At 38.9% G+C, this 13,553-nt stretch carries 11 protein-coding genes; 5 read left to right on the top strand and 6 right to left on the bottom strand.

The genetic code is table 11. The features are described 5' to 3' along the window. The first annotated feature begins 515 nt into the window (after positions 1–515). On the top strand, positions 516–1,535 hold the full coding sequence (hemH, locus tag AC2SLP_RS08815) for a ferrochelatase (RefSeq protein WP_486536304.1): 1,020 nt from the start codon (positions 516–518) through the stop codon (positions 1,533–1,535). Positions 1,536–1,700: 165 nt separating this feature from the next. Here hemH and AC2SLP_RS08810 read toward each other — a convergent pair whose 3' ends face one another. Further along, entirely contained in the window at positions 1,701–1,913 is a 213-nt protein-coding gene (locus tag AC2SLP_RS08810) for a hypothetical protein (RefSeq protein ID WP_486536303.1), read from the bottom strand. 65 nt (positions 1,914–1,978) lie between these two features. Beyond that, positions 1,979–2,521, bottom strand: coding sequence for a ferritin (locus AC2SLP_RS08805; RefSeq protein ID WP_486536302.1), 543 nt, complete (start codon positions 2,519–2,521; stop codon positions 1,979–1,981). Positions 2,522–2,921: 400 nt separating this feature from the next. On the opposite strand from AC2SLP_RS08805, the gene AC2SLP_RS08800 reads away from it, so the two are divergent. Together AC2SLP_RS08800 and AC2SLP_RS08795 are read left to right on the top strand one after the other, a co-directional pair. Continuing rightward, positions 2,922–3,695, top strand: coding sequence for a glucose 1-dehydrogenase (locus AC2SLP_RS08800; RefSeq protein ID WP_486536301.1), 774 nt, complete (start codon positions 2,922–2,924; stop codon positions 3,693–3,695). A gap of 78 nt (positions 3,696–3,773) precedes the next feature. Beyond that, complete coding sequence (locus AC2SLP_RS08795) at positions 3,774–5,507, top strand: amidohydrolase (RefSeq protein WP_486536300.1); 1,734 nt, start codon at positions 3,774–3,776, stop codon at positions 5,505–5,507. A gap of 121 nt (positions 5,508–5,628) precedes the next feature. Here the strand turns inward: AC2SLP_RS08795 and AC2SLP_RS08790 are convergent, their stop codons facing one another. Further along, positions 5,629–6,756, bottom strand: a complete 1,128-nt coding sequence (locus AC2SLP_RS08790; protein WP_486536299.1) for a hypothetical protein — start codon at positions 6,754–6,756, stop codon at positions 5,629–5,631. A 583-nt stretch (positions 6,757–7,339) separates the two neighbouring features. Next, entirely contained in the window at positions 7,340–8,497 is a 1,158-nt protein-coding gene (locus tag AC2SLP_RS08785; protein ID WP_486536298.1) for a catalase family protein, read from the bottom strand. A 549-nt stretch (positions 8,498–9,046) separates the two neighbouring features. On the opposite strand from AC2SLP_RS08785, the gene AC2SLP_RS08780 reads away from it, so the two are divergent. Beyond that, entirely contained in the window at positions 9,047–9,973 is a 927-nt protein-coding gene (locus AC2SLP_RS08780; RefSeq protein ID WP_486536297.1) for a DUF4424 family protein, read from the top strand. A 314-nt stretch (positions 9,974–10,287) separates the two neighbouring features. On the opposite strand, the gene AC2SLP_RS08775 is transcribed toward AC2SLP_RS08780, so the two are convergent. Next, positions 10,288–11,157 (bottom strand): MipA/OmpV family protein, encoded by an 870-nt coding sequence (locus tag AC2SLP_RS08775; protein ID WP_486536296.1) that lies wholly within the window; start codon positions 11,155–11,157, stop codon positions 10,288–10,290. Between the two features lie 432 nt (positions 11,158–11,589). Between AC2SLP_RS08775 and AC2SLP_RS08770 the strand changes: the two genes are divergently transcribed. Next, on the top strand, positions 11,590–12,117 hold the full coding sequence (locus AC2SLP_RS08770) for a redoxin family protein (protein WP_486536295.1): 528 nt from the start codon (positions 11,590–11,592) through the stop codon (positions 12,115–12,117). Between the two features lie 228 nt (positions 12,118–12,345). On the opposite strand, the gene AC2SLP_RS08765 is transcribed toward AC2SLP_RS08770, so the two are convergent. Then, positions 12,346–13,338 carry an IS110 family RNA-guided transposase gene (locus tag AC2SLP_RS08765; RefSeq protein WP_486535649.1) on the bottom strand — a complete coding sequence of 331 codons (993 nt, stop codon included), beginning with the start codon at positions 13,336–13,338 and terminating at the stop codon, positions 12,346–12,348. Positions 13,339–13,553 lie beyond the last annotated feature (215 nt).

Below are 13,553 nucleotides of genomic sequence, written 5' to 3'. Positions count from 1 at the left end.
TGTGTTGATAATTCCTTCAATGGCTTTTAAAGAGGTTAGAACCGCCAAACCTTATGATACAGCCCCTAGCTATACGAATAATGAAAGTAAAAGGATATGGCTTTTGCTATTTTAGGGGTAAGGACGAATAAGTACAACTTACTTCTGTAGTAACTGAGCCGATATACCTAAGCCAACACACTTAAACAAAGTCTGTATAGATAGAAAAGTCCTATATAGAAAGACTAACGTATAACATACTTATTAAAGCATGAGCTCAGTATAGTCAAAATAGCATCAACTTTATTCAAAGAAGTCTAAAATGGTCACAAGGCAACCGATTACAAGTACTACTCATGTAGGCTTAGCTTGGTTAACGCCGTAACCGTTTAGTAGTTCGCTGAATATAATGGTACACTCACAGACCCTAAACTATGAGTTATGAACGTCATTGTATAATCAAATATGGTTTAAATTATCATAGAACGCTTTATTCTCGCTCGTTCAAATGTTTCAGAAAGGACATTTTTCATACTATGAAACCGAATAATCCCCCTCGTATTGCTGTTTTATTGGTAAACCTTGGTACCCCTGATGAGCCGACTGCACCCGCAGTACGTCGCTATTTGAAGCAGTTTTTATCGGATCCTCGAGTTATTGAAATTCCTCAGTTTTTGTGGGCAATTATCTTAAATTTGTTTGTACTGCCAACACGGCCAAAGCGTGTTGCCGAAGCGTATGCCAGTGTGTGGGAAGGGGATTCACCCATACGCAGAATATTAGGTGAGCAAGTGGACCTATTGCAAAAGCGCTTAGTCAATTCAGTTGCACCGTTTGAAGTCTCTGTACATCCCGCCATGACCTATGGTAATCCAGGTCTCCCTGATGTTATGGATAACCTGCGTCGTGAAGGCGTTGATCATTTTGTCATTCTGCCGCTGTTTCCACAGTACTCAGCTACCTCTGGCGGCGCGGTATATGATGCAGTCACCAAGTGGTCTTTAAAGCAGCGCAACTTGCCAAATCTAACTATTGTTAAAGATTATTTTGCTCATCCTTTATATATTAAAGCGCTGGCCGACTCTATCAGACGCTTCCAAGCTGAGCATGGCAAGCCTGATAAGCTAATGTTTAGCTTCCACGGTATTCCGCAGCCGTACGCAGACAAAGGTGATCCGTACCCTAAGCGCTGTAAATGTACAGCAGCACAAGTGGCGCATGAATTGGGACTTAATGAAGATGAATGGATTATCAGCTTCCAATCACGCTTTGGCAAACAAGAGTGGGTGAAGCCTTATACTGATGTGACCTTAGAAGAGTGGGGACAAGCGGGCGTGAATTCAGTACAAGTGGTCAGTCCCGCTTTTTCAGCCGACTGCTTAGAGACTTTAGAAGAGCTTGCAATGGAGAACCGCGACAACTTTATAAATGCTGGCGGTAAAGAATATCATTATATCCCTGCACTAAATACAGATGACGCTCATATAGACCTAATGGAAGCGCTAACGAAGCCCTTAGTCAAAGGATGGGTCGCTACCCTCGATGGGTGGGTGTAGCTTATTTTCAAAAGCTATCATTAGAATTAACAAAGCCTCCTTATAAACTAAGGAGGCTTTGTTTAAAAGCTAAAAGATTAATTAATTAAACGCTCAAAACTAATTAGCTAATAGCGTTTGTGTCAATAACGTATAAGCTTGTTAGAAATTAATTCATACATAATATTATTCATCTTCAAAGCTGTGAGAGACTGCATCCTTATCCGCTATATCTTCAATCTGTGGATAATCCTTATCGTCCAACGCATCTTCAATAAGTACCTCATCAATGCGAGCCTCATCGATATTCTGACGGTGCATTGGGGTCAAACCTTCTTGTAAGTTATCGCTTTCATTAGCAATATCTAAATCGATAGCAGTATCAATTGGGTCTTTCATAATTTATCCTTAAATATAAATAGCTAAGAAATAAAAATAGCTACAGTAAATAATTTTATAAGTATTTATAGGGTTTGATCACGAGGTAGCTCAGCTTCCTGTGAAGCGCCCGCCATATCACGGTCTAAAGAGTAGAAGTTAGCATTGTTGTCTTTGCTTTCTGAGGCTAAAGCAAATTTATCACGCAGCTTATCAATTAACGCTTCTTCTTCAATCTGCTCTTTAACAAACCATTGTAAGAAATTAAATGTTGGCCAATCTCTTTCATCAAACGCTTTATCTACTAACGCATAAATCTTTTTAGAGTTATCAAGTTCATGTTGCCATACATCTTCAATACAAGACTCTAAATCTACAGGATTATCACGAGGGGCTGGAATAGTCGTAATTTTAGCCTCTCCACCACGTGTCTGTATGTATTCTAAAAATTTGAACATGTGCTGGCGCTCTTCTTCTGAATGCTTATAGAAGAATTCGGCTATACCTGCATAGTTATTAGAATCTGCCCATATGCCTAAAGATAAATAGGCTTGAGCCTGTGCTGCCTCATTATTCATCTGCTCATTTAGAGCTTGTTCCATCTGATCTGAAATACGTTTATCACTCATATGTCTTCCTTATTAAAAGTTATAGAAAATTTTGTAGGGTGGAACACATTATAAAAGCTTTATTTAGATAACGTAGTTAGGTCGAGTTATGAGTTGTTCAAATTCTGTGAGAGGCGTTAAGACATGTAACTTAACATAACCAAATTTATGCATCACATTTTTTGTCCCCTGTTATTCTAATTTAGTAATTGATTTAATAAGACACCTTAATAATTACAATCAATAGATACAATTAATAATTCATTGAATTAAAATTTTAAGAATCACAAAACATATAGAACTCTATGACTATGTGCAGTAGGACTATATACAATGGACTTTGCACAGCGGCTAACGTTAACTTATCAAAACCTTTAATATTATTAATTACTATTCACAAGCTATAATAAAAGAGAGACCTATGACAAACTCAAATTTATTCGATTTATCTGACAAAACCGCCATCGTAACCGGTGGGGCAAATGGCATTGGTAAAGCAACTGCCTTAATGCTTGCCAAGCATGGCGCCAATATTGTTATTGCCGATTTAAAACTAGATGATGCGAAAACGGCAGCGGAAGAGATTGAAGCATTAGGCGTTAAAGTATTAGCGGTTGAGTGTAATGTACTAAAAGATGAACATCTTGAGAATCTTACTGAACAAGCGGTTAAAGAATTTGGTGGGATTCATATTCTTATTAACAATGCTGGTGGCGGCGGGGGTGGACGTGAAAACCCATTTAAAATTGATGTGGATGATATCAGACGCGACTTTGAATTGAATGTCTTTAGTGGTTGGCGCCTGTGCCAGCTTGTGGTACCACATATGAAAGATGCAGGTTATGGCTCAATCGTATTTACCACCTCTATGTCCAGCATTAACAAAAGCCCAAATATGAGCGGCTATGGCGGATCTAAAGCTGCGGTTAACCATATGGTTGCTAACCTAGCTCACGACTTTGGCCCTGAAGTACGTATTAACGCGGTAGGCCCTGGCGCAACCAGAACCGCTGCTCTAGAAAGCGTGTTAACGCCCGAAATTAAAGAAAAAATGTTAGAACATACCCCCATAAAACGCTTGGGTGAAGTGGAGGATATTGCGGGTGCCATGCTCTATTTTGCCTCCCCAATTTCTGAATGGGTAAGCGGCCAGACGCTGTTTGTTAATGGTGGTGGTATACAGACTTTGGATTAAAACTTTAATTAGAATCTATCTAAATTGGCAACCATGAGTTATTTTGAATTTGAACTTTACTTTAAATCAGGATATAGCATGCTAAAAAATATTGTCTCCTCCGCTTTGGCGCTAAGCGTACTGGTTGGATGTACCAGTGATACATTAATTGAAAAAAATACACAGCCTGCGCAGATTTACCACAATGGTCACATCATACCGATGACCACGGCTGCACCTAGCGAAGTCGAAGCGGTAGTGGAAAATAAAGGCAATATTGTGTATGTGGGCGATATAGCGCAAGCCAAATCAAAGTTTTCAAATGCTAATTATGTTGACTTAAAGGGCAAAACATTACTGCCAAGCTTTATCGACCCGCATAGCCATTTTGGCATGGTATCTAATACTATGGGGCAGGTTGATTTAAATGCGCCACCTGTGGGTGATGTCGCAAGTATCAATGAGCTACTAAATAAGCTTAAAGTCTATAAGACTGAGAACAATATCAAGGACGGCGAGTGGATATATGGCTGGGGTTATGATGAAAGCCAATTAAATGAGAAGCGACATCCGAATAAGATGGAATTAGATAAAGTTTTACCGAATAATCCCGTATATATTCAGCATACCAGCGGGCATATGGGTGTAGCAAACTCTATGGGCTTAAAAGCGATGAATGTGGATTACAATACTCCGAATCCTGAAGGCGGTTTGATAGCGCGATTACCAAACTCTGATGAACCTAGTGGTTTAGTACAAGAAACCGCCATGTATCCTTTTGTCGGTCATATGCTGCAAGTTTTAAATGATAAGCAGGCAGAGTTTTTTGAGCAAACCCAAGATTTCTATGCTCAAAATGGTATTACCACGGCACAAGACGGCATGACTGATAGAGAAGCGATTCGCTTTTTCCAGTCGCAAGCGGATCAAGGTAAATTAAAAATCGACTTAGTGTCGCTGGCAGGATTTAGCGAGCTTGAGAGTAACTTAAAAGATAACGAGCTTGAATTTAAGACCTATAACAACGGCTTTAAAGTGCAAGGAACAAAGATTATTGCTGATGGCTCACCTCAAGGTAAGACTGCCTATTTCACTGAACCGTATTTAACGCCAGTCGAAGGGTGCGTTAAAGACTGTAAAGGACTGCCAAGTTTATCGCAAGAGGCACTCAATGATTTGTTTAAAACCGCTTACGCAGCTGATAACCAGTTGTTTATCCATGCCAATGGCGATGCCAGTATTGATATGATCATTGAGGCACATGAATACGCTGCTAAAGCACTAAATCAGCCACTAGACAAGGATCGCCGAACTATTGTTATTCACTCGCAATTTGTGCGACCTGATCAACTGCAAACCTTTAAAAAATACAACATGGAACCGTCATTTTTCACCAACCATGCTTTTTTTTGGGGAGATGTGCATGTTGAGAATTTAGGGAAGAAGCGCGCTGAGTTTTTGAGCCCAATCGTAGCAGCAGATGATTTAGGACTTAAATACACCAACCATTCAGATGCTACTGTGACTCCAATAGATCCATTATTTACAGTTTGGTCAGCGGTAAATCGCACCTCACGCAGTGGTAAAGTTATTGGCACCGCACAACAAGCCAGCCCCTATCAAGCCTTAAAAGCGATTACCAGTCACGCCGCATATGAGATGTTTGAAGAGGACAGTAAAGGTACACTAGAGGTTGGAAAAATAGCAGACTTAGTTATATTAGATAAAAACCCATTAACAGTTAAGCCCTCAGAGATTAAAGATATAAAAGTAATGGAGACGATTAAAAACGGTAAAGTTATTTTTACTCGATCAGATAGCGATAATAATTAGAGACATAAGTAAAGCGATAGATTTGATCTTGGCTTTGGTTGCCTTAATGAATAATGGTAGTGCAATCCAAAGCCAAATCAATTTCAACAATATTTAAATTAGTGTATTAACGATATACTGATTAAAACAAAGCTTCTAACCGTAATAACGCTGACGGGAAGTGGTCTTTATCTTCTTCTTTATCATTGAAGTAATTAACCTCAGTTTGCAAATACAACCAATCACGCCAAAAAGGCTGACGATAACTAAGAGTAGGACCATAGCTGTTCAGAGAAGGCTTACTGTCATCAAAGCTACCAAAAGCGGACACACCATATGCTAAGGTTTTATGCGTATCTAACTGATGAATTTGACGCAGCTCGTTACTCCAGGTTGTCTCCTCGTCATCATCTTCATGCCGATAGCGTATGTTAATATTGTTATTAACGGAGCTGTTATAATCCAACATATATTGTGTGTTTAATTCACCCTTAATTGTATGCTCACTTGACCTCCCATAACGATAATAATTTCGGGTTGTCACATTCCAAGAGTCTTTGGAATACAAGTCACGATCGACCGCCAATTTAAAATACAAATCATCTCTTGAGCGAACACCCACATCCGCGTCTATACCTAAAGCGTCTTCAATTTTAGACCAGCGCAGTGCGATAGATGCGTTATCATCACGCGCTTGTTTTCTATCAAAGGTTTTGCTTTCGTTGACACCATCTATACCAGGCTCACGTGGTGCTGAACCTTTGGTGATAACCTGTTCTTCATCTAATTCATCATCACCAAAAATCAAACTAAAGCGTTTTTCAAGTACGGGCAATTTAAGACGACCACGTACCCTTGGTTTCACTTTAACATCACTACCTTCAACAGGATCATCTACCCAGCGCGTATCCAATACCAATCGTAGACTTGCTGTGGCAGGGTCTTCTGGATCAGGATTACCGAACCAGTCATCCATTTTGTGAGCCCACTCTCCAAGTTGCTCTTTGACGTCTACTCGTGCATCGTCAGCCCACTCGGTAGCGTCTTTATTGAGTTCATCAAGAGTAGCCATGCCAGGTATGAATGAGGTGTCATCTTCATCGTCCGGATTTTCATCATACAAAGTATCAAGCTCCCCCTCATATGTAGTATCGGTTGGGTCACTAAATGTGGTTTCTGCATGAGCAATATTAGTTATGGCTGTTAAAGTTAGAGTTGAGCATATCAATATAGATAAATGATAAGGTTTGGTTTTTAATGACGTTTTCATATAGGAGGGATTCGCAACAATATTTAATAAGTTGGTTAGGGTCTGTTGAACATTCAAATATGGAACTGGCGGCGGTTATTTTTTAGGCAATATGCAGGGAAATTTTAGACACTTAGTTATTCTAAGTTAGAAAATTTCTCAATATATTGACAAAAAATAGACCCGCCCCGTAGGGCTGATACTAAAATTGTCCCAAACGTTGTTATAAACCTAGCTAAGGTCCAATACGCTTCGGGCATTATCGTCGGTTTATGCCTAGTTTGGAACAATTTTAGCTATCAGCAGTCCTAATATTTGAATGTTAGACAGACCCTAAAGGTTTGAATAATATACTAGCGTACCTAAATTTACTATAAATGAGAGATTTATATTGATAGATTTAATGACCAGCTAATCATGTTTCGATTTTTCAGTGAAAACCTCTTTATAATAAAATAGAGTAACCTATATATAATCAATGATTTTAAGTGACAAGCAAAACCCCAAAGCGTTGAGAGCATCAACGCTTTAGGGTTTGATTAGATCGCTTTATAATAGGACTAATACTAGCGTAGTCAATACTTTAAAAAAGGATTAGCTATAATCAATAATCAAGCTTATTAGCAAACGCTTCTTTTAAACTACCTGGCTCTTCACGTTTTACGCCATTTTGCTTATGACGCTCGATGGATGAAGTACGATAGGCACGCAGGCGAGATTGCTGAATGCGACCAATCGGACGGTTTTTTTCTAACGACCTAAACACCGAATACGATAAATGCTCCATCACAGAAAAGTTGCCATCTTCGGGCACGTCTTGACAAGGCACAGTCAGGCGAGCAATGGTAACAAATGGCGCTTCAGACGCTTTCCACTCTTTAGTCAATATTTCAATCGGTTGTTTCTTCAAATCACGACACAGTTGTATCTGCACATCAAATTGGTAATCATTCACCGTAATCTCTTTTAATAGTGCGTTACGAATGGCGTCGTCTTCACTCAATAAATTCAAGTCAGGGTCGTTAATTTTGGCAAGTGATTCCTTAGTAGGTGTTACTCTGATACGACCCATATAATCGCCATGACGCACCGCCCCTAACGAGAAGAAATCATACATCCACGGGTTTTTAGGTTTGATCGTGGCTATTTTTCTAAACGCTTTTAAGCTTTCTAAACCCTGCTTGTCTGGCAGTTTCTTACCGTATTTTGTTAGCCAATTAAAGCCAAATTTCATTAAACCAAGCGTACTGTTGCCCGCATATTCATTAAAAGCAAACAGTAGCTTCGACAAGATTGCATAGTCTTCAATAGAGTTGGTGAAAAAGATAGGTACATTGATTAAAGCATAGTCAAAGGTGGTGCAGTCTGGGTCATCCGGTGTCAGTTTTTTGCCGGGCACATCGAATATCTTAAACGCCAGCCCAATGCCAAGACCCAATCGTCTGTCTGGTGCGATGTTGCCTTGCGCATTTGAAAAGCGAATAACAGCGTCATGAATACCGGGCTTGGCGTATAAGCCCTGCGCATATTCTTCTGGTAAATCATCTAATATTTCGAACTTAGCTTTTAGTGCGCAGTAGCCTTTAGAATGTACGGCACGGGTATGATGGTCAAGGTGGTTTACCTTTTTGGTTTTTTTGACGTAGTCCTTAATGTCGGCAACCACCATTTCCATAACCTTTTCATCATGTTCGGTCAGCTTGGTGTATTTTTCGTCGAAATTGACGTATTTTGGTTTTCTGTTGAATAATTTTTTTAGCATAAAGGGCTACCTAATAATTATGACTGAGTATATTAAAATGGGTGCCTTCTCTATAATAGAAACAAATCGGGATAATAACTGAAAAATTATGATGTCAGAACGTAACATTGTGCACCTTAAACTCTCATTCATGCACAAAATTTAGGCATTTATAAGTATAAATATAAGAATGCTTGAATACATAATATTATAAGTTATGTTTAAAAGTTTAGCTTTTAATAATGGCTATTTAGAATAGCTATTAAAAGTGTGAAAATTAAAAAGATTGATTTCAATTATCCTAATGTACGGTTGAGTTCTCGATAAGCTTAGTGCTTGATTAGCTCAGTTCTCAATCAGTATCGCTCGTTTGCTTCATACCCTTTTAGTATGTGATAGCGATAAATCTACTAAGGGTATGTACAAATAATTTTGGAATTTAAATTAATGAAAACATCAGCGAGATTACCACTCCATAACTTATCAACTAATAGTGATAATTTATATAAGGCTTTACCGTTATTTAAAATAATAATAGTTAGCTTGATCACAGTGTTTTCAAGAACTGTAATGGCAAATGATTCTACAGGCTATATTGGTACTGGCGGGGTACAATATCTAAAAAACCACGATATAAGTATGCAAAGTGAAGACCTGTTTATTTCCAAAGACATTTTTAAGGTAGATTATCAATTTGCCAACCTTACTAATAGAGACATCACAGAAACGGTGCTATTTCCTTTGCCTGCGTTTGCAAAGCCTTTTGATGGAGATTTTGCTTATCCAGAAGAACTCATCGAAAGCTTTAAAGTGTACACAGACGATGAAAGAATTATTCCAGACTTACATATTCGTACCTTTATGCCTGTTGAAACCTTAACACAGGGTAATGTCGGAGACAATGATTCAGAAATGATTGATACCACTCAATTATTTGAGGATTGCGGAATTACAAAATCAGAAATGATGGGAGATTGGTTAGATTATAATAACCCACTTTCAGATCAAAAATTGCTAAGTTGTGACCATATTGCGCTAAAAGCAATGCAAAACCAGCACAAAACTCAGAAAGAAAATGAGGGTCATAGCAATTTTGATTACGGTATATATTGGGAATCACAACCCATCTATAGCTGGGAGCAGACCTTTAAAGCTAATACAAACACTCATCTTAGACATACGTATAAACCATTAGTGGGGGGCACGATGTATTTTACGTCCGATGACTATGAAAATTTTTGTGCAGACAGCACGGTCAATGTCACTCATGAAAAGCTTAATGTGCATAGTGAGTTAAAATATATTTTGACGACAGGCGCAAATTGGGCGACACCGATCAAGGACTTTACCTTAACGGTTGAGCGTGATCCTGATGAAATCATGTCATTTTGCTGGGAAGGAAAGGGCGAAATTCATAAAATAGGCCCCACTACCTTTAAGATAAAAGAGAAAAACTTCATCCCCACTCATGACTTTCATGTGGCGTTTATTCGTTAAATAAGTGAATTTGGTGAATTGAATCGTTAATTAAATATCATCAAAAAAGTCTAAAATAGGTACAAGGCAACCGAGTCCTAGTACTACTATAGTAGGGCGAGCGGGGTTAATACTGTAACCGTTTAGTATTTAACTGACTATAAATGGTCGGTAGGGCATCAAAGTTATACCACATGAATGCCCCTTTAAAATCTATATTTTGAATACCAACAACTTAAGCAAGTGCATACCCGCACTTGCTTTGTATGAAACTAAAAATCATTGAACTTAAAATTAATAAAATAAAGATATTTAATCCAAACACTGTTTAGTCCTTAAAACGTGTAGGTTGCGCCGATTGCCGTACGCCAGCTTACTCTATCATCGACCATAGGACTGTCATACTGTTCATCAGACAAATATTTAAGTCCTTGATTCATTACCACTGACCACTGCTCATCTATCTTATAACTGGCAGTCACGTTCAAGTAGGGGCTAATACTTGAGTCGGCGTCATAGGCGCTTACGCCAGATTTAAGAGATTCGCTATCGGACACACCATAGTAATAATCGTTAAAGTCGTCGTTAACCCATTCTAAGCCCACACTCGGTAATACCATCAATTCACCCACAGGAAGCCGAGTCCCAATAGATGCTCGAGCCGTTGTACCTTTGCTGTTGCCTAGCACATCTGTGGCAACTTGAGTATTCACCGCCGCGTAACCAATTCTATGCTGATAACCAAGACCAATCATGCCCGAAATATCACGCTCATCTAAGCTTTTTAGCGCACCACTGGCATCATCGGGATCAAACTTTGCGCCGTCTGGTTGGATAAAAGCTGTGACTTTACGAGTCCCATCATCCATCAAGTATCCGCCAAGCTTAACCCCTCTTAAAAACACCTTGCCATTATCATAAAAAACACTCGGCAATACTCGAACTTTATTATCGGTATCATAGACATTACTAATGTACATGACCGAAGCACCAATACTTAATTGATGCTCAGGATCGAGCTTCGTATCGGTAGAATAACTGCTCGTCGCTGCACGATCATAGTTATTCATACTATTAGTACTATAAGCACCATCTTGCGCAAACGTATAACCGCTTATAAGTAAAAATGTCAGTGCAGACGTCGTTTTTAACATCGATGGTGAGCTATTTTTAAATAGCTGCAAGTAATTTGGCATCATTGGCATAGTCCCGTTGCTCCCATTGCGTTTATATAAAAATAAAAGTGCATGTCCATTAAAACTGCATACCCTAAATGTAAACTAAATAACCCAAAACAAAACAGTCTTATTATGTAATCAATTTTCAACCTAGCTTATTAAAAAAACCACATAGATAAAAAAATAACTTATGATTAAATAGCCAGCCGCTCAAATTTGCAACTATCAAACGTCTCATATATCACTTTATGACTGTGTAGACTCAAACAGATATAAAAAGAAACCAAACAGCAAAGTAATGCAACTCAACCCTTAAGCACTTTTTGGTATCTTCAACATACGTCATAAACATATCAGGGATATCAAAAGATGATATCTCTGTTTGTACCTAAGTTTTACATAAGTTTGTACTTAATAAAGCAACCTAATAACGATAGTAATCTAAATTGGAGAAAAATAATGATTAAATATGTGCCTGAAGTTACCTTTAAAACCCGTGTCCGTGATGAGTCTATCGGCGGCGACAATCCATTTACATGGTACGACTTAACCACTGATGAGCTATTTGCCAATAAAAAAGTAGTGGTGTTTTCCCTACCAGGTGCCTTTACGCCAACGTGTTCGACCAGTCATTTGCCTCGCTATGAAGCGCTATACGATGAGTTTAAAGCACTCGGTATAGATGAGGTTGTTTGTATTTCGGTTAACGATGCCTTTGTCATGTATCAGTGGGGCTTAAAGCAAAACCGTGAAAATGTCTTTTTGCTACCTGATGGCAATGGCGAGTTCACCCGTAAAATGGGTATGCTAGTAGATAAGAGCAACCTTGGTTTTGGTATGCGCTCATGGCGCTATTCGATGTATGTCGACAACAAAGAAATCAAAAAAGCGTTTGTTGAGCCTGATTATGGCGATAATTGCCCCATTGACCCATTCGAGGTGTCCGATGCTGATACCATGCTCAAGTATCTAAAAGAGAATGCTTAAGCGTATTTGCTTTAATAGCAAACACTTAGCAAACTAAATAAAAAAGCCATCCAAGCTTGACGTTTGAATGGCTTTTATTTTATCTGATGTGAGTAGCTATTCTCGCTTTTTTGCTATTATCTCGGCTAGCGGTAACACTATGTTCTTGCAAAGTTCTATCGTGGTTTGAGTTATGCGTTATTGGACGATATAGAGGTGAACGGTAGATACCATCTTAAAAAATAAATATCAAGCAGAAATAAATTCAACTTTTGCCTGATAAGGAGATTGATGTTTCAATACACCATAGCAGATATGCACAAGCTTACGCATAGCAGCGCAAATCGCCTGCATCTTGCACTTACCATTGGCTAACAGCCTCTCGTACTGTGCCTTAATATCAGGATTCCATTTAGTGGATACCACTGCAGCCATATACAGTTTAGCTCTAATAGCACTTGAACCATTCTTAGCTAAACGTGATTTGCCTTTAAACTGTCCTGACTCAATATGTCTAGGAACAAGACCAATAAAGGCTGCAACCTGTGACGCTTTAGTAAACTGCTTATTGTGCATCAGCGATAGCATCTGTCTTGATGTGGCAGGGCCTACACCTTTGATAGTTTGTAGTAGCTCTTGGTCATGCTTTAACTTAGGATGTTTATCGATATGATCATCAATATCATCGTTAAGCTTTGCAATAGCAACTTCTAAAGCATCAATCATAGTGCCAATGGATTGCTTCACAATAGGCGCAGTATCAGTAGCATATGCTTTTTCTTGACGGTTAAGCTCACGTTGCAAGTCTTGCTGTAGTGCATCTAAACGAGTCAATAATGACTTTAATTGTCTTGCTTCTACTGGTGGCGGTGTCCACTGTTCTGGCTTAGCACTATTAGCATAACGAGCCAGTAAGACGCTATCCTTTTTGTCAGTTTTATTGCGACTACCAAGAGAGTTTGCATAGCTTCTGACATAGGCTGGATTTACGATACTTAGAGCAATACCTTTATCATGTAGAAAATAAGCCACATTCTCATGATAGACACCTGTTGCTTCAAGGGTTACGTGTATATCACTTAAATTATCGCTGACGTTTGTTTTTAGCCAGTTGATAAGATTATCAAAGTCGTCTTTGTTGTTTTTAAATACTTTGGTTTTAACCTTTAGCTTGTCTGCATCTTTAAGCCATGCAACATCAAGCTTTGCTTTACTAACATCGATACCAATATAATGAGTCATCTTGTCATCTTCCCTTGTTCATGCAGTGTCACTCGTATTGAGGCACTTGGATACCATTCAGAGTATTAAGATGATAAAAATGAGCATTGGGCATTATCTACGCTACAGTGTCTAGGCACTAAGGGTGCGCTCATGCTCTCAATGCTCGTGATTAACCGCTTTAGTTTATCAACTCTCGTTGATTGCGTTAAGGGGTCAGTCAAGATACAAGGGTG

This window comes from Psychrobacter sp. CX21, from assembly GCF_057396255.1.
The sequence above is the reverse complement of the archived record's forward strand: the minus strand, read 5'-3'. Positions and strand labels throughout refer to the sequence as shown.

Excerpts from the sequence above, each read along its gene's own strand:
- hemH (WP_486536304.1), top strand. The coding sequence starts at position 516 with ATGAAACCGAATAATCCCCCTCGTATTGCTGTTTTATTGGTAAACCTT.
- AC2SLP_RS08810 (WP_486536303.1), bottom strand. The coding sequence starts at position 1,913 with ATGAAAGACCCAATTGATACTGCTATCGATTTAGATATTGCTAATGAA.
- AC2SLP_RS08805 (WP_486536302.1), bottom strand. The coding sequence starts at position 2,521 with ATGAGTGATAAACGTATTTCAGATCAGATGGAACAAGCTCTAAATGAG.
- AC2SLP_RS08800 (WP_486536301.1), top strand. The coding sequence starts at position 2,922 with ATGACAAACTCAAATTTATTCGATTTATCTGACAAAACCGCCATCGTA.
- AC2SLP_RS08795 (WP_486536300.1), top strand. The coding sequence starts at position 3,774 with ATGCTAAAAAATATTGTCTCCTCCGCTTTGGCGCTAAGCGTACTGGTT.
- AC2SLP_RS08790 (WP_486536299.1), bottom strand. The coding sequence starts at position 6,756 with ATGAAAACGTCATTAAAAACCAAACCTTATCATTTATCTATATTGATA.
- AC2SLP_RS08785 (WP_486536298.1), bottom strand. The coding sequence starts at position 8,497 with ATGCTAAAAAAATTATTCAACAGAAAACCAAAATACGTCAATTTCGAC.
- AC2SLP_RS08780 (WP_486536297.1), top strand. The coding sequence starts at position 9,047 with ATGGCAAATGATTCTACAGGCTATATTGGTACTGGCGGGGTACAATAT.
- AC2SLP_RS08775 (WP_486536296.1), bottom strand. The coding sequence starts at position 11,157 with ATGCCAATGATGCCAAATTACTTGCAGCTATTTAAAAATAGCTCACCA.
- AC2SLP_RS08770 (WP_486536295.1), top strand. The coding sequence starts at position 11,590 with ATGATTAAATATGTGCCTGAAGTTACCTTTAAAACCCGTGTCCGTGAT.
- AC2SLP_RS08765 (WP_486535649.1), bottom strand. The coding sequence starts at position 13,338 with ATGACTCATTATATTGGTATCGATGTTAGTAAAGCAAAGCTTGATGTT.